The sequence below is a fragment of the Pseudomonas fluorescens group sp. genome, assembly GCF_020093335.1.
GTDB classification, from domain to species: domain Bacteria; phylum Pseudomonadota; class Gammaproteobacteria; order Pseudomonadales; family Pseudomonadaceae; genus Aquipseudomonas; species Aquipseudomonas petroselini.
The window spans coordinates 1-17,686 of the sequence record NZ_JAIOKW010000025.1 but is presented as its reverse complement, the minus strand read 5'-3'; the positions used below and the strand labels follow the sequence as shown (position 1 = coordinate 17,686).

Annotated in this window: 15 protein-coding genes and 1 other RNA gene; 13 read left to right on the top strand and 3 right to left on the bottom strand. The window is 61.7% G+C overall.

Features of this window, described 5'->3' with window-relative positions:
• The first annotated feature begins 74 nt into the window (after nucleotides 1–74).
• The 7 genes from ligA (at nucleotide 75) to K7431_RS21725 (ending at nucleotide 8,449) form a co-directional block, all read left to right on the top strand.
• The gene (ligA, locus tag K7431_RS21755) at nucleotides 75–2,432 is read left to right on the top strand and encodes an NAD-dependent DNA ligase LigA (protein ID WP_015885324.1); all 2,358 of its coding nucleotides are present in this window, start codon (nucleotides 75–77) and stop codon (nucleotides 2,430–2,432) included.
• A gap of 243 nt (nucleotides 2,433–2,675) precedes the next feature.
• Entirely contained in the window at nucleotides 2,676–3,842 is a 1,167-nt protein-coding gene (locus K7431_RS21750) for a zinc-binding metallopeptidase family protein (RefSeq protein ID WP_015885323.1), read from the top strand.
• 175 nt (nucleotides 3,843–4,017) lie between these two features.
• An RNA gene (gene ffs, locus K7431_RS21745) (signal recognition particle sRNA small type) lies at nucleotides 4,018–4,114 on the top strand.
• Between the two features lie 125 nt (nucleotides 4,115–4,239).
• Nucleotides 4,240–4,671 carry a hypothetical protein gene (locus K7431_RS21740; protein WP_043205742.1) on the top strand — a complete coding sequence of 144 codons (432 nt, stop codon included), beginning with the start codon at nucleotides 4,240–4,242 and terminating at the stop codon, nucleotides 4,669–4,671.
• 20 nt (nucleotides 4,672–4,691) lie between these two features.
• Nucleotides 4,692–6,653: an ATP-binding protein gene (locus tag K7431_RS21735; RefSeq protein WP_015885321.1), complete on the top strand. Its 1,962-nt coding sequence runs from the start codon at nucleotides 4,692–4,694 to the stop codon at nucleotides 6,651–6,653.
• Nucleotides 6,654–6,810: 157 nt separating this feature from the next.
• On the top strand, nucleotides 6,811–7,857 hold the full coding sequence (locus K7431_RS21730; protein WP_015885320.1) for an N-acetylmuramidase family protein: 1,047 nt from the start codon (nucleotides 6,811–6,813) through the stop codon (nucleotides 7,855–7,857).
• A 1-nt stretch (nucleotide 7,858) separates the two neighbouring features.
• Nucleotides 7,859–8,449: a hypothetical protein gene (locus K7431_RS21725; protein ID WP_015885319.1), complete on the top strand. Its 591-nt coding sequence runs from the start codon at nucleotides 7,859–7,861 to the stop codon at nucleotides 8,447–8,449.
• Between the two features lie 214 nt (nucleotides 8,450–8,663).
• Here the strand turns inward: K7431_RS21725 and K7431_RS21720 are convergent, their stop codons facing one another.
• Nucleotides 8,664–9,530: a LysR family transcriptional regulator gene (locus K7431_RS21720; protein WP_043205739.1), complete on the bottom strand. Its 867-nt coding sequence runs from the start codon at nucleotides 9,528–9,530 to the stop codon at nucleotides 8,664–8,666.
• A 103-nt stretch (nucleotides 9,531–9,633) separates the two neighbouring features.
• On the opposite strand from K7431_RS21720, the gene K7431_RS21715 reads away from it, so the two are divergent.
• Complete coding sequence (locus K7431_RS21715) at nucleotides 9,634–10,593, top strand: DMT family transporter (protein ID WP_015885317.1); 960 nt, start codon at nucleotides 9,634–9,636, stop codon at nucleotides 10,591–10,593.
• On the opposite strand, the gene K7431_RS21710 is transcribed toward K7431_RS21715, so the two are convergent.
• Together K7431_RS21710 and K7431_RS21705 are read right to left on the bottom strand one after the other, a co-directional pair.
• Complete coding sequence (locus tag K7431_RS21710) at nucleotides 10,507–10,878, bottom strand: VOC family protein (protein ID WP_015885316.1); 372 nt, start codon at nucleotides 10,876–10,878, stop codon at nucleotides 10,507–10,509. The two genes, K7431_RS21715 and K7431_RS21710, sit on opposite strands and share 87 nt — an antisense overlap.
• Before the next feature lie 53 nt (nucleotides 10,879–10,931).
• On the bottom strand, nucleotides 10,932–11,681 hold the full coding sequence (locus K7431_RS21705) for a substrate-binding periplasmic protein (protein ID WP_015885315.1): 750 nt from the start codon (nucleotides 11,679–11,681) through the stop codon (nucleotides 10,932–10,934).
• Nucleotides 11,682–11,814: 133 nt separating this feature from the next.
• Here K7431_RS21705 and dnaX point away from each other — a divergent pair, with 133 nt between their 5' ends.
• The 5 genes from dnaX (at nucleotide 11,815) to K7431_RS21680 (ending at nucleotide 17,469) form a co-directional block, all read left to right on the top strand.
• Nucleotides 11,815–13,881, top strand: a complete 2,067-nt coding sequence (gene dnaX / locus K7431_RS21700; RefSeq protein WP_015885314.1) for a DNA polymerase III subunit gamma/tau — start codon at nucleotides 11,815–11,817, stop codon at nucleotides 13,879–13,881.
• Nucleotides 13,882–13,923: 42 nt separating this feature from the next.
• Nucleotides 13,924–14,262 (top strand): YbaB/EbfC family nucleoid-associated protein, encoded by a 339-nt coding sequence (locus tag K7431_RS21695; RefSeq protein WP_003175481.1) that lies wholly within the window; start codon nucleotides 13,924–13,926, stop codon nucleotides 14,260–14,262.
• Nucleotides 14,263–14,395: 133 nt separating this feature from the next.
• Nucleotides 14,396–15,430: an NADP-dependent oxidoreductase gene (locus tag K7431_RS21690; protein ID WP_015885313.1), complete on the top strand. Its 1,035-nt coding sequence runs from the start codon at nucleotides 14,396–14,398 to the stop codon at nucleotides 15,428–15,430.
• 65 nt (nucleotides 15,431–15,495) lie between these two features.
• Complete coding sequence (gene recR / locus K7431_RS21685) at nucleotides 15,496–16,098, top strand: recombination mediator RecR (RefSeq protein ID WP_015885312.1); 603 nt, start codon at nucleotides 15,496–15,498, stop codon at nucleotides 16,096–16,098.
• 222 nt (nucleotides 16,099–16,320) lie between these two features.
• On the top strand, nucleotides 16,321–17,469 hold the full coding sequence (locus K7431_RS21680; protein WP_015885311.1) for an acyl-CoA dehydrogenase family protein: 1,149 nt from the start codon (nucleotides 16,321–16,323) through the stop codon (nucleotides 17,467–17,469).
• The last annotated feature ends 217 nt before the right edge of the window (nucleotides 17,470–17,686 follow it).

Sequence of the window (17,686 nt, the reverse complement as noted above, 5' to 3'; positions counted from 1 at the left end):
GCGTTGTCTGTAGAATCCGTGCACTAACATATTGAGCAGCTTCGGCTGCTCTTTTGCTTTATGAGAGAACACCCATGACCGCCGCCCACACCCGCATCCTCGAACTGCGCGCTGAACTGGATCAGCACAACTACCGTTACCACGTCCTTGACGAGCCGAGCATTCCGGACGCCGAGTACGACCGGCTGTTCCACGAGCTCAAGGCCCTGGAGGCCGAGCACCCGGACCTGGTCACGCGTGATTCACCGACGCAGCGGGTCGGCAGTGCGGCGTTGTCGGCGTTCACCCAGGTCAAGCACGACATTCCGATGCTCAGCCTCGGCAATGCCTTCGATGAAACCACTATGCTCGAATTTGATCGCCGGGTGACCGAAGGGCTCGACCTGCCGGTGGGCGATCTGTTTGGCGGCGGGGCAGCGGTGGAGTACAGCTGCGAACCGAAGCTCGATGGCCTGGCGGTCAGCCTGCTGTATCAGGACGGCGAGCTGGTACGCGGCGCCACCCGTGGCGACGGCACCACCGGCGAAGACATCAGCGTCAACATACGCACCGTGCGCAATATTCCGTTGAAGCTGCACGGCAGCGGCTGGCCGGCGACCCTGGAAGTGCGGGGTGAAGTGTTCATGTCCAAGGCCGGTTTCGAACGGCTCAATGCCTCGCAACTGGAAGTCGGCGGCAAGACCTTCGCCAACCCGCGTAACGCCGCTGCCGGTAGCCTGCGCCAGCTGGACTCGAAGATCACTGCCAGCCGCCCGTTGGAATTCTGCTGCTACGGTGTGACCACCGACATCAGTGATACCCATATCGGCAACCTGCAACAACTGAAGAAGTGGGGCATGCCGATCAGCCACGAGCTGAAACTGGCCAAGGGTATCCAGGATTGTCTGGATTACTACCGCGACATCGGCGAGCGGCGTAACAGCCTGCCGTATGAAATCGACGGTGTCGTATTCAAGGTCAACAGCATCGCCTCTCAGCGCGAGTTGGGGTTCCGCGCCCGCGAACCGCGCTGGGCCATCGCGCATAAATTCCCGGCCATGGAAGAACTGACCGAACTGCTCGACGTGGAATTCCAGGTCGGTCGTACCGGCGCCGTCACGCCGGTCGCGCGACTTAAACCAGTCAAGGTCGCGGGTGTGACCGTGTCCAACGCCACGTTGCACAACATGGATGAAGTCGCGCGCCTGGGCCTGATGATCGGCGACACCGTGATCATCCGCCGCGCCGGTGATGTGATCCCGCAGGTCGTGTCGGTCGTCCCCGAGCGCCGCCCGGAAAATGCCCGCGCGGTGCAGATCCCCGAAAGCTGCCCGGTGTGTGGCTCCCATGTGGAGCGCACGCAACTGGTCAAGCGCAGCAAGGGCAAGGAAACCGTCAGCGAAGGCGCGGTGTACCGTTGCGTCGGCCGTCTGGCCTGTGGCGCCCAGCTTAAGCAGGCGATTATCCATTTCGTTTCGCGCCGCGCCATGGACATCGACGGCCTGGGCGACAAGACCATCGAGCAACTGGTGGATGAAAAGCTTATCGGCTCGCCGGCCGACCTCTACACGCTCAAGTACGAGCAGATCATCGACCTGGAAGGCTTTGCCGATATTTCCAGCAAAAAGCTGATCACCGCCATCGAAAACAGCAAGACCCCGACCCTGGCGCGGTTTATCTACGCCTTGGGCATTCCCGACGTAGGCGAGGAAACCGCCAAGGTGCTGGCGCGCTCCCTGGCGTCTCTGGAGCGCGTGCAAAAAGCCTTGCCGGAAGTGCTGACGTACCTGCCGGACGTGGGCCTGGAAGTGGCGCACGAGATTCACAGCTTCTTCGAAGACAGCCACAACCAGGACGTGATCGGCGCGCTGCTGTCGCCGCAGGCATGCGGCCTGCAATTGCAAGATCAGGGCGAACTGAGCGCCGAATTCGCCGCCAGCACCACCTTGGGTGGTTTGCTCGACAAGCTCCACGTGCCCAGCGTCGGCCCTGGCGCTGCGCAGAAGCTGGCGGACAAGTTCGTTACCCTGGAAGGCGTGATCAAGGCCGACTGGCTGGATATGCGTCAGGCACTGCCCGAGAAGCAGGCCAAGGCTGTGCGCGAATTCTTCGATAACGCAGACAACGCCAACCACGCCCTGGCCATCGAGCAGCAGCTCAAGGATTTTGGCATGCATTGGGACAGCGAGAAGAAGGTAGTCGAAGGCTTGCCCGAGGCCGGGCATACCTGGGTGCTCACCGGCTCGCTGGAGCTGATGAGCCGTGACGTGGCCAAGGATAAACTTGAAAGCCTGGGCGCCAAGGTGGCGGGTTCGGTCTCGGCGAAAACCCACTGCGTGGTGGCGGGGCCGGGTGCCGGTTCCAAGCTGGCCAAGGCCAGTGAATTGGGCCTGAAGGTGTTGGATGAAGAAGCTTTCGTCGCCTTCCTCGCCAAACACAACATCCCCGTCTGATTCGGGACCTTTGTGGTGAGCCCGATTGCTGTGGTGATCGGGCTTGTTGTAGTGAGCGGGCTTGCCCCGCGCCGGGCTGCGAAGCAGCCCCCACACAGACGCTGAGGTGTTTCAGATAGACCGAAGTGCCTGGATCTGGGGCAGCTTCACCACCCAGCGCGGGGCAAGCCCGCTCACTACAATAATGTGGAACGATTTCGGCGGCGAAATGATCTAGTCTCAGTCACCCTGGGAGAGATCGCCATGTTCCGCTACTTCGAGCAACTCAGTTCGCGTATTGATGCGCCCTTCGCGGCCGGCCCGTCTCGCGACAGCAAGGTATGGCAGTGCCGCTGCGGCCAATCCCTGTTCTTTCGCAACAGCCAGTGCCTGGCTTGTCAGGCACTGCTGGGTTATCAACCGCAACAAAGTCGACTCGCGTCCCTGCAGCCCGGCCCCGTAGAAGGCACGTGGCTGCAAGATGACAATCTCGACGCCGGCGCCTTCCGCCGCTGCGCCAACCTCGACACGCCGGCTGCCTGCAACTGGCTGATCCCGGCCCACAGCACTGCGCCGCTGTGCGTGGCGTGCAGCCTCAACCGCACCATCCCCGACCTGTCGATTCCGGAAAACCATGAGCGCTGGCGCAAAGTAGAAACCGCCAAGCGCCGCCTGGTCGCGCAATTGATCAGCCTCGGCCTGCAAGTCGTGCCCAAAACCGCCGACGAAGACAACGGCCTGGCCTTCGACTTCGTCGGTATCGACCTGGAAGGCAATGCGCCGATGACGGGCCATGCGAATGGCTTGATCACCCTCGACATCAAGGAAGCCGACGATGCCCACCGTGAAAAAGTCCGCGTACAGATGCGCGAACCCTATCGCACCCTGCTCGGCCATTTTCGCCATGAAGTCGGCCATTACTACTGGGACCGCTTGATCGCCGATACCCACTGGCTTGAAGCCTTTCGCGCCCTGTTCGGCGATGAACGCGCCAGTTACGCCGAGGCGCTCGACCAGTACTACCAGAACGGCCCGCGCCCCGACTGGCAGCAAACCTGCGTCAGTGCCTACGCCACCATGCACCCTTGGGAAGACTGGGCCGAAACCTGGGCCCACTACCTGCACATGATGGACGCCGTCGACACCGCCCTCGGCTTTGGCATGAGCGGTCGCGAGATGGACCTGGATTACCAGCCATTCCCCCTCAGCACGCTCTACGACCCCGAGCACCCTGGCGGCGCGGCGTTCCTATCGTTCGTCAACGCCTGGATCGAACTGGCCGGTATGCTCAACGAACTGTCGCGCAGCATGGGCCAGCCAGATTTCTATCCCTTCGTGCTACCACCGGCGGTGATCGCCAAGCTGCACTTTATTCACTTGGTGATCCAGGAAGAGGGCGGAAGGGCAGATGAGGTCGTGCACGCACAGTGATGAGCCAAGGTGGGAGGGGGCTTGCTCCCTCCCACAGGAGAACACGCCAATCTCCAGAGCTATGACAAGTACTTGAACCCCCTCATTTTTTAATCCGGCCCCAACGGTTGTAACTTCCGATGAGATCGGTACAATGGCCCCGCTTGCCGAGAGGCCAGCGTCGTTATGGTGACCCCATCGGTCCCCCCGCAACGATTACCCGTGAACCTGGTCAGAGCCGGAAGGCAGCAGCCACAGCGGGAACATTGTGTGCCGGGGTGTGGCTGGTGGGGTTGCCTCCATAACGCTCTTCCTTGCATCACCTCTTAAATTTCACTTCAAAAATGCTTTCACGCCATCTGCCATCGGGCGGTCCATGGCGGCATACTCCAGTGCCTGGCATCCGGAGACAACACACGTGGAAAAAGTCGACGACCTCACTCGCGAAAAACTGCGGGAGTGGCAGATGCGGCGCCTGGAGATCAAGGACCGTATTCAATCGCACCCTGAACAGACCCTGGAATTAGCGAGGGTGCTGGACCTGATGGATGACGAGCACGCGGAAATCCTCAGCCAGGCGCAAATGATCCAGGTTGCGCAGGTGGCCGATGAACCCGCGCCGCCCGCCGAGCCCGCGTCGCCGTCACTCACGGGTGCCTGCACGCTGCAGTTGAATGTGGCCGCACAGAGTGCCGAGGACTTGCGCAGGCTGCTGGAGATGGCGGTGTTCGAACTCCAACAGCAGATCAATGCGATGGCCTCTACGCCGCACGTGCATCCTCATAGCGGCGGCATGTCGGGGTCTCTTGGAGAATATCGGTTTGAGCTGGGCGGTCAGGGCAATGCCTGATTGCCTGGCTGCGAGGAACTATGCAACCGGAACACTTTGATTTATCCAGCCCCGTCTTCCTGCCCGTGACGGATGAGACCTGCACGGCCCTGCTGGGCACGGACGGTGCCACGGCCCTTGCCGGCCTGACGGACCCGGAGTTGGCCGCCGTGCTGGTCATCCAGAACCTGGCCCAGACCGCAGAAAAAGACCTGACCTGCATGGGCGCCGAGCGCATCCTGACCAAGCTGATCGACTGGGCGGTGGACACGCAGGCAGAAGGCACCGCGAGATTACTGTCCGAAGCCCAGCGGCTGTTCGATCCGCGCAAACTGTACTTTGGCTTCAATGCGCTCAAAACGGTCAACCTGCGGCTGCTGTCGGCTGAAGAAGTCGCGGCGCGGGATTACCTGCTGCCTTCGGGCAAATGGGATATCGGCTACAAGGTCCGCCACCTGCGCAGCAATGACCCGTTCAGCCAGCAGATGATCACGCCCCGGCACCGCGAACGCTGGCTCAGTCCGGCCCAGGACAAGCTGGTGCGCACCTTTCGCGCCAACCTGAACGAAGACCTGCATGTGCAAGGCTATGCGGGCATCGGCAAGAGCCACTTGCTCGGCGCGTTGATGGAGTGCCTGCGGCCCGCCCAGACCCTCGTACTGGCGCGCACGGGGGCAAAGTTGGCGACGCTTCGCGAACGTATGGGGTTGGCGCGTGACAGCAAGGCCGGCTCGACGTTTGCCGCCTTCGCCAAGGCCCTGTTGCAGGGGCCACGGCCCTCCGCGCAGATTTCGCCGGTGAGGTTGCCCGGCAAGCACGATGTGTCCCAGGCCCTCAATATCCATGGCTGGCGGGGGCACGATGGTGCGGCGACACTCGATATCTGTCTGAAGGTGCTCGAAAGCTATTGCCACTCCAACCATCACAGCCTGTCGGCGAGGCACTTGCCGCATTTCAAGCAACCGCTGTCCAGCGTCAACGCCCAAGCGTTGCTGGAGTATGCCAGCCGCGTTTGGACCTACCTGGAAGCCAACCCGCAATGGGCCAACCAGACCGGCTTCGCGGCGCTGTGGCTGATCAAGCGTGCGAGCCTCGAAGGGTGCGTGGTGCCGCCCCGGTACACCCATGTACTGATCGACGAAAGCCAAGACATCCCGCCGTCGTTGCTGCAGATTATCGAGCGCGGCCGCCAGGTGCTGATCACCCTCGGCGATGAATACCAATTGGCCAGCGGTGTGATGGTCCGGAGAAAGCGTGAGGTCCGGCACACTGACATCAGTTACTCCGTCCGCTCAGGCCGCAACGTCGAGCGTCTGGTCAATCCGTTGATCAGCGTGCACTCGCAGAAGGGCAAGACGCCCTTTGAAGGCGCCCGGGATGCCGATGTCGGCATCGAGCATTACCCCCAAGGCTTTGTGCCGCCGGAAGGCTGCGTGGTGCTGACCGCCTCCCATTGGGACACCATGAAATGGGCGATTCAGTTGCAGCAGGCCAACTGCCCCTTTGGTCTCCTCGACAACGCCGCGCAGCAGGACCTTGAGCGCTTCATGATCAGCGCCGTCGCCTTGTTCAAGCCGGAGTTCTACAGCAACGAGCACAACGACAACGGCCCGCATGCGTATTTCAGCGACATGGACGACTGGCAGCAGGTGCGCGATGCCGGCCAGTTCGATGAATCGTTCCTGTGGGTCGAGAGTGAATTGGAAAAAGGCTTCAACGTCGCCGACATTACCCGTTTGAACCGGTTGAGCGGCGTCCCCGGCAAGCGCTGCCTGCTGATGCTCGCGGAAGAGGCGGGCGGCATGGAGTTCGACCGCGTATTGCTCACGCCTGAGCTGCTCACCAACGTTAAGTTCAAGGATGCCTACGCGTTCGATCAGCGACTGTGCGCGGTGTACATCGCCATTTCCAGGGCTCGCGCGCAGCTGTACCTGCCTTACGACGTGGTCGAGTGGATTGATTTCCACACGTATCAGAAAACCCGAGAGTTTCACGGTTACTGATCAAATATATTCGGCTGTTTCACAACTTTTACCGGTCGCTCTGGACAACCCCAAACCTCCTTGTTAGTTTCCGCCAGCCACTTGTTTCAGAGTATGACAAGGTGGTGGAGTTGATATTGAAGTGCCACTACTTCTTTAACTAACAAGGATGTCTGTGATGAAAAGCCTGCAAGGGTTGCCCCGTCTTATCAGTGCTTCGGTGGGCGCCCCCGGTAAAGCCCGTAACTTGCCCGCCGATGTGCAGTGCATCCAGTATCTATTCAATTTGATCATTCCCAAGCTGGGGTTTCCGCTGGCCGAAAACGGCAAGTGCGACGGCCAGTTGGTGCAGTGCATCAGCCAGTACCAGTTTCGCCACCTCAAATATGCCCACCCCGATGGTGTGATCGACCCTACCGGTAAAACCTTCAACAGTTTGATCGAAGAGGCGGTCAAGGTGCCGGTGAAGGCCTTCCCGACCCTGCGTATTCCGAGCTTTCTGAATACGTTCGGCAATAACCAGGGGGATGCGGTGCAAGCCACGGTCAATGTGTACCTGGACCGCATGCGCGCGGTGATCGAGGCCGAGCGGCGTAACCGCCAATTGATGCTCCAGGCCACGTGCGACGGGGGCATGACCCTGAGCGAGAGCGATTTTCAGAACGCCGCTACGCAGTTAGGCAGTGGCATTTCGGTGAATATCATCAAGGCTTTCGCCACGGTGGAGTCCGGCGGGCGTTCGGGGTTCGGGCCGGCTAAGTTGCCGGTGATCGCGTTTGAAGGGCACCTGTTTCAGCGGTACACCAAGCACATCTACGACCAGGCGCACCCGCTGCTGTCCTACACCTATAAGAAAAAGGCCGGGCCCCAGTGGCAGATTAACAACAAGGACCAGACCAAGGCCTGGGAAACCATGGCCACCGCCTTCGCCCTGGATCAGGAAGCGGCCTTGATGTCGGCGTCGTGGGGCATGTTTCAGATCATGGGGTTCAACTTTGCATCCTGTGGTTACAAGACCGTGTTTGAGTTTTCTGCGGCATTAAAAGTGAATGCGGGCAATCAACTAAAGGCGTTTCTCGGGTTTTGCAGTAAGAGCCCGGCGTTGATGAAGGCCATGAAGACTAAAGATTTTACCGGCATGGCGCGTAACTATAACGGTGAGGACTACGGCAACTACGACGTCCTGATGCAAAAAGCCTACGAGAAACTTGAAGGGAAAAAATAAGATGATCCGTTTTCTAGCACTGGGTGTGTTGTCGTTGTGCACCGTAGCGCCTGCCTTTGCCGGTTCGCCCGCGTTGCATTCAGGCAAATACGAAGGGCTGATGCTCGCGGTGACGCCTGAGCACCAGGTCGAAGGCTACTACTCGGAACAGATGGGCGAAGGCGTGACACGCGGCTGCACGTTTTACTTGCAAGGCCAGCCCGCCGCGCTGACCACTTGGCTCGACGAGTCTTACCCCGGCAGCGTGGCAGCGTCGTCTGACGGCGTGACCCTCACCGTGGCAGAAGGCCGCCAGCATCCGGGTTGCCTCAATGTGCTGATGCCGGAGATTGCCACTGGCCTGGACCTGACCCAGACCGCCAGCAAAAAATGGATCGGCTTGGTGAAGGTGTCCGCCGACAAGGCTTACCTGCTGAAAAACCCAAGTGCCAAGGCGGCGAAACGGCCGTACATCGTCAAGAATGACGTGGTCGGTGTGCTGGCCTTCAAGGATGGCTGGGCCCAGGTCGAGTTCATCAATGCGGATGATCGCTCGTTTACGGGGTGGATCAGCCAGGATCAGTACGCGCGGTTGGCGGCCCCCAAAGGCTGATCTCGACAACGATAAGCGTCTAAATCTGGACGCGGGCGTGTTGTGGGGAATGGGGCTTTTTGGGGTGAGCGGGGCTTGACCCCCTGCGGGTTCACTGTAGATCTGATGGGGCTGCTTCGCAGCCCGGCGCGGGGCAAGCCCGCTCACTACAAAAAACCGTACATCACAAAGAGTCCCATTTACCCCAACAAGCCCACACCCTCATTTTGGATCTTCATCCGCCAAAGGTTTCACGCAACAAGTCGGCAAACGCATCCCGCGCCAAGTGCCGCTGGGTGTCCTTGTGCCAGAACAGCAGGTTGTCCACTGCCTGCCATTCCTCAAAGCGGTACGACGCCAGCTGATTGGCCTGCTCGTAGCGGGCCAGGATGCCTTCCGGCGCCAGCGCCACGCCAATCCCGGCACTCACGCAACCGATGATCGTGCCCCAGCTGGCATAGCTGGCAATCGCCGGTTTGAAGGCGTGGGGCTTGACCCAGTTCTCCAGCGCCGCCCGATAAGGGCAGCCCGGTGGCCACACCAGCAAGGTGCGGCCAGCCAGGTCTTCGGCGCTGTGGATCGGGTCGCTGGAGGCGCTGGCGATCAGCACCAGGCGTTCGCTGTAGACCACGCTGTGTTCGAGCTTCGCGCGTTTGTTGCCGGCGGCCACCAGCGCCACGTCCAGGCGGTGGTGTTGCAGGTCGTCGAGCAGCTCGCCCCAGGCACCGGTCACCAGTTCCAGGCTGACGTCCGGGTAGCGCCGGTGATACTCGGCCAGCAGGGGCGGCAGACGCCCGCTGGCGCTGGACTCCACGGCGCCGATACGCAGGGTGCCACGGGGAATGGCGTTGGCGTCCACGGCGCGTTTGGACTCGTCCACCAAGGCCAGGATGCGTTCGCAATACTCCAGGAAGATCTCACCGGCAGCACTGATCACCAGCCCACGCCCGGCGCGAATAAACAGTGGCGTGCCCAACTCGCTTTCCAGCTGCTTGATGCGCGTGGTGATGTTGGACGGCACGCAATGCAATTGCACGGCGGCCTGGGCCACGCTGCCGGTTCGCGCCACGGCTCGCACCATGTTCAGTTGGGCCAGTTCCATTGCTCAGTTCCCGTGATTTCAGAAGTCAGAAACGGTTAATTGTCCTATGCCTTGCCTGGGCCAAGACTGACGGCATTCCTTCTCAGTTTTCGGATGGCCGTCAATGAATACCCCGTCACCCCTGAAGCTTACGCTAGTCATCGCCAGCGTCATCCTCTGTTGGGCCTATTCACCGATTGGCGTGCATATGGGCCTGCACAGCTACAGCCCTGGCCAGCTCGCGCTGCTGCGGTTCTTGATTGCGTCAGTGTTCATGGCGGGCGTGGCGCTGGTGCTGGGCATCGGTCGACCCCGCGTGCGGGATCTGCCGTGGCTGCTGGTGTTGAGTTTTTTCGGCGTGTTCCTGCACCACACCAGCCTCAATTACGGGCAGCAATTCGTGACCGCTGCGGCGTCGAGCGTGCTGGCGCAATCGGCGCCGCTGTTCAGTGTATTGCTCGCGTTTTTCTGCTTGAAGGAACGGGTCAGCCTCTGGCGCTGGAGCTGCGTGTTGCTGGGCTTGCTCGGCGTGCTGGTGGTGATCTGGGGCGATCACGGTGTGGGCGATATCGACCCGCGCGGCTTGCTGATCCTGCTCGCGGCCGTGTCGTGGAGCTTGTACTTCGCCATCCAGAAACACTATGCGCACCGCTACAGCCCGCTGACGATGGCGTGCTACATGGTGTGGGCGGGCACCTTGATGCTCTGCGTGAATCTGCCAGGTCTGCCCTCGGCGGTGATGAAGGCGCCGTTGCCGGAAAACCTCGCGGTACTGGTCCTCGGGATTTTTCCCAGCGCCTTGGCGTACCTGGCCTGGGGGTATGTGTTGAAACATGTCGAGGTCAGCCGCGCCTCAGTGGCGATGTACCTGATCCCGCCGGTGGCGATGACGATGGCGGCAACGCTGCTGGGCGAGCACATTGCCCTGCAAGTGGTGCTGGGCGGCGTGATCGTGTTGGCCAGCGTGGCCGCCATCAGCCTGGAAGGGCGTTGGCGGTCAATCGTTCAGGCAGAACGCGCGCAGCCGGTGACCATCGAGGTCCTGGGCGACGAAGGTGTAGCCGAAGTCCAGGGCGGTCGGTGACTGGATGATCGTCGCACCGCGCTCGACCCACAGGGCGTGCAAGGCATCCACGGCGGCCTTGTCGGCCAGGGACACGCCCACTTCACCGCCACCGCCCGTGAGCTGGGCCGCCGGCTCTACGGTATGGCGCGACCACAGCCCCAGTTTTACCCCATTGTCGAGAATGAACAGGGCGAAGGTCGGGTTGAGCTCCACCGGTGGCTTGTCCAGCAGACGGCTATAGAAGTTGGCGCTGGTGGCCGGGCTGTCGACGTACAGCAGGAAATAGTGGGCAATGGTGTTCATGCGGGCTCCTTGGATATGCGTGTTTGGGGAGCCGAGTCTATAAGGCGGTGCTGTCAGTTCCTGTCAGGAGTCTCACCGGTGTAGAGCTGGATGAGTTGATCGATCTCGCCCGACAGCTTCATCCGCAATAAGGTGCGCAGGATCTGCTGCACCGGCACATCCGGGTCGTTGCGTACGGCGCAGCCCAGGTGCTGTTCATCCATCACTGCCACCTTGTGCAGCCGTTTGCCGACCGGCATCCGTTGGTTGAAACGGTCGAGTATCCATTCATTGGCCACGGCGAACTTGAAGCGCCCGGCCACCAGTTTGTGCAGCACTTGCTCCTCGCTGCGTGCATCGTCGCGGCTGAGCTGGCCACTGGCAAACAGCGGGTCGAGGGTGGCGTAGCGGTAATTGAGCACCGTGCCGATGGCTTGCGGCGCGAGTGTGCTGACGTGTACCGGCTGAGCGGGGATGTGGGTGCTGACCAGCAGGTTGCGCTGCACCATCAGCGGGATGCTCCAGCTGTAGTCGTCGGACAGGTTGTCGACCCAGGCCTGGGTGACATAACAGCGCACATCAATGTCGCCATGCTCCATGGCGCCTGAGATGCGCGCCCGCGCCAGCACGTGGAATTCGGCCGGTCGGCCAACTTGGGTGGCCAGGCTCAACATCAGGTCATACAAAATACCCTGGGTCGGCCGGCCGTCCTCCAACTGCACCACGGGCATGGCCCAGCTGTCGGAGACCGAGAAGCGCAAGGGGGCGGGGGCTGCAAGGCAAGCCGAGGTGATCATCCATAAAGCGCCCAGGACTCCGCGCATACACTCTCCGGGTTCAGGCCTTTTTGGGGCCAATCAGGCAAGCTTAGTCAGATTAGGCGAGCGTGCCGGATGCAATTTCCCCCTTGCTCCGCTAGCATTACCGGCTTCCGCTTCCCAGTTGCGACGGTTTTCGATGAGTTATCAGGTTCTTGCACGTAAATGGCGTCCGCGCTCGTTCCGCGAAATGGTCGGCCAGACCCATGTGCTCAAGGCTCTGATCAATGCCTTGGACAGCCAACGGCTGCACCACGCCTACCTGTTCACCGGTACTCGGGGGGTGGGCAAGACCACCATTGCGCGCATCATCGCCAAATGCCTGAACTGTGAAACCGGTATCACTTCGACGCCCTGCGGCACGTGCTCGGTGTGCAAGGAAATCGACGAAGGGCGTTTCGTCGACCTGATCGAGATCGACGCCGCGAGCCGCACCAAGGTCGAAGACACCCGCGAATTGCTCGACAACGTGCAGTACGCGCCAAGCCGCGGCCGCTTCAAGGTCTACCTGATCGACGAAGTGCACATGCTCTCCAGCCACTCCTTCAACGCCTTGTTGAAAACCCTGGAAGAGCCGCCGCCCTACGTCAAATTCATCCTGGCCACCACCGACCCGCAGAAACTTCCTGCAACGATTCTGTCGCGGTGCCTGCAGTTCTCCCTGAAAAACATGACCCCTGAGCGGGTGGTCGAGCATTTGTCCCACGTGCTGGGCGTCGAGAACGTACCGTTCGAAGACGATGCCCTGTGGCTGCTCGGCCGCGCCGCCGATGGTTCGATGCGTGACGCCATGAGCCTCACCGACCAGGCCATTGCCTTTGGCGAGGGCAAGGTCATGGCCGCCGACGTGCGCGCCATGCTCGGTACCCTGGACCACGGCCAGGTATTCGACGTGCTGCACGCGCTGATCGAAGGCGACGCCAAGGCCCTGCTCGAGGCCGTGCGCCACTTGTCGGAGCAAGGCCCCGACTGGAATGGCGTGCTCTCGGAAATCCTGAATGTGCTGCACCGCGTTGCCATCGCCCAGGCGCTGCCTGAGGGTGTCGACAACGGCCATGGCGACCGCGACCGCGTGTTGGCCCTGGCCCAGGCGTTGCCGGCCGAAGACGTGCAGTTCTACTACCAGATGGGCCTGATCGGTCGCCGCGACCTGCCCCTGGCCCCCGACCCGAGGGGCGGCTTTGAAATGGTGCTGCTGCGGATGCTGGCCTTCCGGCCCGCCGACTCGGCAGACGCGCCGAGACAGCCGCTAAAGCCAGTGGGGATCAGCCAGGCCACAGTTGATTCCGCCAAACCAGTGGCTGGCGCGGCGGTGGTTGCGCCAGTGGTTGCTGCACCCACGCCGGTTGCTTCGGTGCCTGCGCCTGAACCTGAGCCTGAACCAGTGTCTGCTGCGCCGGCGGTTGAGCCGGAACCGGTCAGCGCGCCTGAGCCGGTCGTCGACCTGCCTTGGAATGACCCGGTGGAGGCTGACGCCGACGTCGAGCGGGTGCCTGCCGTAGAGCCCGTGCTGGAAACCATCGGCGAGCAGCCCGAGCTGACGCCGATGCCCACGCCGACCCCGGACAGCGTGGTGCCGGATGCCCCCGAGTGGGTGTCCGCGCCGGTCCCCGAGCCTACCGTGGCCCAGGTGGAAGCTGCCACGCCGGGCATCGACCTCGACGACGAACCGCCGCTGGACGAGGACTACATCGAGCCGGACATGGATTCGGCCTACAGCTACCTGGACGACCTTGCCAGCGAACACACCGCCGAGCCGGCCCCCGAGCCCGAGGCGGAACCCGCTGCGGCCCCGGCCACCGGCCTGGCCCTGCAATGGCTGGAGCTGTTCCCGAAACTGCCGATTTCCGGTATGACCGGCAGCATTGCCGCCAACTGCACACTGATCTCCATTGAGGGCGACCACTGGCTGTTGCACCTGGACCCGGCCCACAGCGCCCTGTTCAACGCGACCCAGCAACGCCGCCTCAACGATGCACTGAACCAGTATCATGAGCGCCCGCTGACCATCACCATCGAGCTGATCAAGCCCGAGCAGGAAACCCCGGCCCAGGCCGCGACCCGCCGGCGTATCAACCGCCAGCGCGAGGCCGAGGATTCGATCCAGGGTGATCCACTCATCCAGCAAATGATGCAACAGTTCGGTGCGGTCGTCCGTCACGATACTATTGAACCCGTCGAAGCCCCGGTGCCTCAGGCGTCATAACACCGGGCTACTAATTGATCCACGTACTTTGAGGTGATTCCCATGATGAAAGGTGGCATGGCCGGCCTGATGAAGCAGGCGCAGCAGATGCAGGAAAAGATGGCCAAGATGCAGGAAGAACTGGCCAACGCCGAAGTCACCGGTAAAGCCGGTGGCGATATGGTCAGTGTGGTGATGACCGGTCGTCACGACATCAAGCGCGTTAGCATCGACCCAAGCGTCCTGCCGGGCGTTGGCGAAGATGACCTGGAAATGCTCGAGGCGCTGTTCGCCGCGGCCGTTAACGACGCCGTGCGCAAGATCGAAGCCAACAGCCAGGAAAAAATGGGCGGCGTGACCGCCGGCATGCAACTGCCACCGGGCATGAAGCTGCCGTTCTGATCGATGTGTTTTAGCTACACTCCACTGCCAGGCCACGTGCCTGGCATTTTTTTGTGTGCCAATTGGATCGAACCCTGGTACGCCACGCAGGGTCTGCACCCTATACCGATACATTCGATAAAGGAGCCCCTTCATGCCTCAAGAACCGATCCTGAACCAGCGCATTGTCCTGGTCTCACGCCCTAAAGGCGCACCGACCCCGGAAAATTTCCGCCTGGAGCGTGTGAATCTGCCTGACTTGGCTGACGGCCAAGTCCTGCTGAAAACCCTGTACCTGTCTCTCGACCCCTACATGCGCGGACGTATGAGCGATGCGCCGTCCTACGCAGCTCCGGTGGAAATCGACGAAGTGATGACCGGTGGCGCTGTCAGCCGTATCGAACAGTCGCGTAACCCGAAATTCGAAGTGGGCGACCTGGTCGTCGGCGCTACCGGCTGGCAGAGCCATAGCATTTCCGATGGTCGCAACCTGATCCCGGTGCCTGGCGGCCTGGCGAGCCCGTCCATGGCCTTGGGTGTGCTGGGCATGCCGGGTATGACCGCCTACATGGGCCTGATGGACATCGGGCAGCCCAAGGCGGGCGAAACCCTGGTGGTGGCCGCAGCGTCCGGCGCGGTGGGCTCGGTGGTGGGGCAGGTGGCCAGGCTCAAAGGCTTGCGTGTCGTGGGCATCGCAGGGGGCGCCGACAAATGCCGCTACGTGGTGGACGAATTGGGCTTTGATGCCTGCGTCGACCACAAGAGTGCGAATTTTGCCGATGACTTGGCCCAAGCGTGTATCAACGGTGTGGACATCTATTTTGAAAACGTCGGCGGCAAGGTCTTTGATGCCGTGATGCCGCTGCTTAACCCCAAGGCGCGCATTCCGTTGTGCGGCCTGATCGCCGGCTACAACGCCCACGAGGCGCCCAGCGGTCCTGACCGGTTGCCGGCACTGCAGCGTACGTTGCTGACCAAGCGTGTGCGCATCCAGGGCTTTATCGTGTTCGATGACTACGGTGATCGCCAGCCGGAGTTCCTCAGCGCCATGGCGCCTTGGGTGCGCGATGGCAAGATTAAATTCCGCGAGGACGTGGTCGACGGCCTGGAGCAGGCACCCGAGGCCTTTATCGGTTTGCTGGAAGGGCGCAACTTCGGCAAGTTGGTGGTGCGCGTCGCGCAGGATTGAGGATTTGACGCTAATCCGGGGCGCGGGTATAAACCGCGTCTCGTTGTTTTGTCGGACCATTGCCCATGAGCTTCAGCCCCCTGATTCGCCAACTGATCGACGCCCTGCGCACATTGCCGGGTGTCGGCCAGAAAACCGCCCAGCGTATGGCGCTGCAATTGCTCGAGCGTGATCGCAGCGGCGGCACCCGGTTGGCCCAGGCCCTGAGCCAGGCCATGACCGGCGTGGGCCACTGCCGCCAGTGCCGCACCCTCACCGAGGAAGAGCTGTGCCCGCAATGCGCCGACCCGCGCCGCGACGACACATTGCTGTGCGTCGTGGAGGGGCCGATGGATGTCTACGCGGTAGAGCAGACCGGCTATCGTGGGCGCTACTTTGTGCTCAAGGGCCACCTGTCGCCGCTGGACGGCCTTGGCCCGGAAGCCATCGGCATTCCGCAACTGGTGGCGCGCATCGAAGAGCAGGGCACCTTTACCGAAGTGATCCTGGCCACCAACCCGACGGTGGAAGGTGAGGCGACCGCGCATTACATCGCCCAATTGCTGACCAACAAAGGCCTGATCACCTCGCGCATCGCCCACGGCGTGCCGCTGGGTGGCGAGTTGGAGTTGGTGGATGGTGGGACGCTGGCGCATTCCTTCGCCGGGCGTAAACCCATCGCCCTCTAAAGACCACCGCACTACAAATGTGGGAGCTGGCTTGCTGTGGTGAGCGGGCTTGCCCCGCGCTGGGCGGCGAAGCAGCCCCATTAGATTTGCTGGGAGACTGGCTCCTTCACCACAGCAAGCCCCCTTCCACACTGGGTTTGTGCCATTAGCAATCGCTGAGTACGGCTTGATAACCAAGCAAGCGCTTGGTAATTTCCCTCCACCCCCCCGTGGAGTTTGCCGATGTCTGCCTACCTGGACTACTTCGACCCCAACCACCAATTGGTCCGCGACAGCGTGCGTCGCTTTGTCGAGCGTGAGCTGTTGCCCGGCATCGAGCAGTGGGAGGAGGCGGAAAGCTTTCCCCGCGAGCTGTACCTCAAGGCCGGCGCGGCGGGGATTCTCGGCATCGGTTATCCCGAAGCCCTGGGGGGTAGCCATGAAGGCGATCTGTTCGCCAAGGTGGCCGCCAGCGAGGAGTTGATGCGCTGCGGCTCTGGCGGTGTCGTGGCGGGGCTGGGGTCGTTGGATATCGGCCTGCCGCCCGTCGTCAAATGGGCCCGGCCCGAGGTGCGCGAACGGGTGGCGCCGCAGGTGCTGTCGGGTGAAAAGATCATCGCCCTGGCGGTCACCGAACCGGGCGGCGGTTCCGATGTGGCCAGCCTGCAGACCCACGCCACTCGCGACGGTGACCATTACCGCGTCAGCGGCAGCAAGACCTTCATCACCAGCGGCATCCGCGCCGATTTCTACACCGTGGCCGTGCGCACCGGCGGGCCGGGCTTTGCCGGTATCAGTCTGCTGCTGATCGAAAAAGACACCCCCGGTTTCAGCGTCGGCCAGCCGCTGAAGAAAATGGGCTGGTGGGCGTCGGACACGGCTGAATTATTCTTCGACGATTGCCGCGTGCCCGTAGGCAACCTGATCGGCGCCGAGAACATGGGCTTTGCCTGCATCATGGGCAACTTCCAGAGCGAACGCCTGGCCCTGGCCCTGATGGCCAACATGACCGCGCAGATGGCCTTGGAGGAAAGCCTCAAATGGGCGGCCCAGCGCGAAGCGTTCGGCAAGCCTATCGGTAAATTCCAAGTGCTCAAGCATCGCCTGGCAGAGATGGCCACTGCCGTGGAAGTCTCCCGCGAATTCACCTACCGCCAGGCGGCAAAAATGGCCGCAGGTATCAGCGTGATCAAGGAGATTTCGATGGCCAAGAACCTGGCCACCGACACCGCCGACCGCGTCACCTACGACGCGGTGCAGATCCTCGGTGGCCAGGGGTATATGCGCGGCAGCCTGGTGGAGCGGCTGTACCGTGACAACCGCATCCTGTCCATCGGTGGCGGTACGCGTGAAGTGATGAATGAGATCATCAGCAAGCAGATGGGGTTGTGATGTGCTGTGCTGCGGATGGCCTCATCGGGGGCAAGCCCCCTCCCACATTTAATTGGGTTCACACATTCATATCTGTGAATACGATCAAATGTGGGAGCAACTGTCTTGATGGTTTTCATCAAGCCATTTTTTCCAGAGGCGGCAACGCTCCCACGGCTGTACTCCGTGTAACTGCTTTAGGTAATAGCTACCGCAGGATTTTAGGCGGCGTGCTCTT

What these genes read in the sequence shown, in the direction of transcription:
- ligA (WP_015885324.1), top strand. Translation starts at nt 75, where the DNA reads ATGACCGCCGCCCACACCCGCATCCTCGAACTGCGCGCTGAACTGGAT.
- K7431_RS21750 (WP_015885323.1), top strand. Translation starts at nt 2,676, where the DNA reads ATGTTCCGCTACTTCGAGCAACTCAGTTCGCGTATTGATGCGCCCTTC.
- K7431_RS21735 (WP_015885321.1), top strand. Translation starts at nt 4,692, where the DNA reads ATGCAACCGGAACACTTTGATTTATCCAGCCCCGTCTTCCTGCCCGTG.
- K7431_RS21730 (WP_015885320.1), top strand. Translation starts at nt 6,811, where the DNA reads ATGAAAAGCCTGCAAGGGTTGCCCCGTCTTATCAGTGCTTCGGTGGGC.
- K7431_RS21725 (WP_015885319.1), top strand. Translation starts at nt 7,859, where the DNA reads ATGATCCGTTTTCTAGCACTGGGTGTGTTGTCGTTGTGCACCGTAGCG.
- K7431_RS21720 (WP_043205739.1), bottom strand. Translation starts at nt 9,530, where the DNA reads ATGGAACTGGCCCAACTGAACATGGTGCGAGCCGTGGCGCGAACCGGC.
- K7431_RS21715 (WP_015885317.1), top strand. Translation starts at nt 9,634, where the DNA reads ATGAATACCCCGTCACCCCTGAAGCTTACGCTAGTCATCGCCAGCGTC.
- K7431_RS21710 (WP_015885316.1), bottom strand. Translation starts at nt 10,878, where the DNA reads ATGAACACCATTGCCCACTATTTCCTGCTGTACGTCGACAGCCCGGCC.
- K7431_RS21705 (WP_015885315.1), bottom strand. Translation starts at nt 11,681, where the DNA reads ATGCGCGGAGTCCTGGGCGCTTTATGGATGATCACCTCGGCTTGCCTT.
- dnaX (WP_015885314.1), top strand. Translation starts at nt 11,815, where the DNA reads ATGAGTTATCAGGTTCTTGCACGTAAATGGCGTCCGCGCTCGTTCCGC.
- K7431_RS21695 (WP_003175481.1), top strand. Translation starts at nt 13,924, where the DNA reads ATGATGAAAGGTGGCATGGCCGGCCTGATGAAGCAGGCGCAGCAGATG.
- K7431_RS21690 (WP_015885313.1), top strand. Translation starts at nt 14,396, where the DNA reads ATGCCTCAAGAACCGATCCTGAACCAGCGCATTGTCCTGGTCTCACGC.
- recR (WP_015885312.1), top strand. Translation starts at nt 15,496, where the DNA reads ATGAGCTTCAGCCCCCTGATTCGCCAACTGATCGACGCCCTGCGCACA.
- K7431_RS21680 (WP_015885311.1), top strand. Translation starts at nt 16,321, where the DNA reads ATGTCTGCCTACCTGGACTACTTCGACCCCAACCACCAATTGGTCCGC.